We start from the raw sequence: 1,702 nt of genomic DNA on the forward strand, positions 1-1,702 counted from the left end.
AAAAGCTGTCAGCTCTTTAAAAAGAAGAAACAGACAATCTGTGTGGGCACTTGCGAGACAAAAGATAAAAGTCTACGGACTAAAAAATTAAGTCTTGATAAGTGACACTGAAGATTCATTTGAATATGTCAGAGACAGTTATTGAGCATCAAACTTTAAATTGAAGAGTTTGATCATGGCTCAGATTGAACGCTGGCGGCAGGCTTAACACATGCAAGTCGAACGGTAACATGAGTGCTTGCACTTGATGACGAGTGGCGGACGGGTGAGTAAAGTATGGGGATCTGCCGAATGGAAGGGGACAACAGTTGGAAACGACTGCTAATACCGTATAATGTTGCGAGACCAAAGCATGGGACTTTCGGGCCATGCGCCATTTGATGAACCCATATGGGATTAGCTAGTAGGTGGGGTAAGGGCTCACCTAGGCGACGATCTCTAGCTGGTCTGAGAGGATGACCAGCCACACTGGAACTGAGACACGGTCCAGACTCCTACGGGAGGCAGCAGTGGGGAATATTGCACAATGGGGGGAACCCTGATGCAGCCATGCCGCGTGTATGAAGAAGGCCTTCGGGTTGTAAAGTACTTTCGGTGATGAGGAAGGCGGTGTATCTAATAGGTGCATCGATTGACGTTAATCACAGAAGAAGCACCGGCTAACTCCGTGCCAGCAGCCGCGGTAATACGGAGGGTGCGAGCGTTAATCGGAATGACTGGGCGTAAAGGGCATGTAGGCGGATAATTAAGTTAGGTGTGAAAGCCCTGGGCTCAACCTAGGAATTGCATTTAAAACTGGTTATCTGGAGTATTGTAGAGGAAGGTAGAATTCCACGTGTAGCGGTGAAATGCGTAGAGATGTGGAGGAATACCGGTGGCGAAGGCGGCCTTCTGGACAGATACTGACGCTGAGATGCGAAAGCGTGGGGAGCAAACAGGATTAGATACCCTGGTAGTCCACGCTGTAAACGATGTCGATTTGGAGTTTGTTGCCTAGAGTGATGGGCTCCGAAGCTAACGCGATAAATCGACCGCCTGGGGAGTACGGCCGCAAGGTTAAAACTCAAATGAATTGACGGGGGCCCGCACAAGCGGTGGAGCATGTGGTTTAATTCGATGCAACGCGAAGAACCTTACCTGGTCTTGACATCCACAGAATCTTGTAGAGATACGAGAGTGCCTTCGGGAACTGTGAGACAGGTGCTGCATGGCTGTCGTCAGCTCGTGTTGTGAAATGTTGGGTTAAGTCCCGCAACGAGCGCAACCCTTATCCTTTGTTGCCATCGATTTGGTCGGGAACTCAAAGGAGACTGCCGTTGATAAAGCGGAGGAAGGTGGGGACGACGTCAAGTCATCATGGCCCTTACGACCAGGGCTACACACGTGCTACAATGGCGTATACAAAGGGAGGCGACCTCGCGAGAGCAAGCGGACCTCATAAAGTACGTCTAAGTCCGGATTGGAGTCTGCAACTCGACTCCATGAAGTCGGAATCGCTAGTAATCGTGAATCAGAATGTCACGGTGAATACGTTCCCGGGCCTTGTACACACCGCCCGTCACACCATGGGAGTGGGTTGCACCAGAAGTAGATAGCTTAACCTTCGGGAGGGCGTTTACCACGGTGTGGTTCATGACTGGGGTGAAGTCGTAACAAGGTAACCGTAGGGGAACCTGCGGTTGGATCACCTCCTTACGAAGAG

1 rRNA gene is annotated in these 1,702 nt (G+C 50.5%); it reads left to right on the forward strand.

Annotated features, from left to right (window positions below):
• Positions 1-157 precede the first annotated feature (157 nt).
• A 16S ribosomal RNA gene (locus tag GQ590_RS11605) occupies positions 158-1,695 on the forward strand.
• The last annotated feature ends 7 nt before the right edge of the window (positions 1,696-1,702 follow it).

The organism is Gilliamella sp. Lep-s35 (genome assembly GCF_009795845.1).
Taxonomy (GTDB): domain Bacteria; phylum Pseudomonadota; class Gammaproteobacteria; order Enterobacterales; family Orbaceae; genus Gilliamella.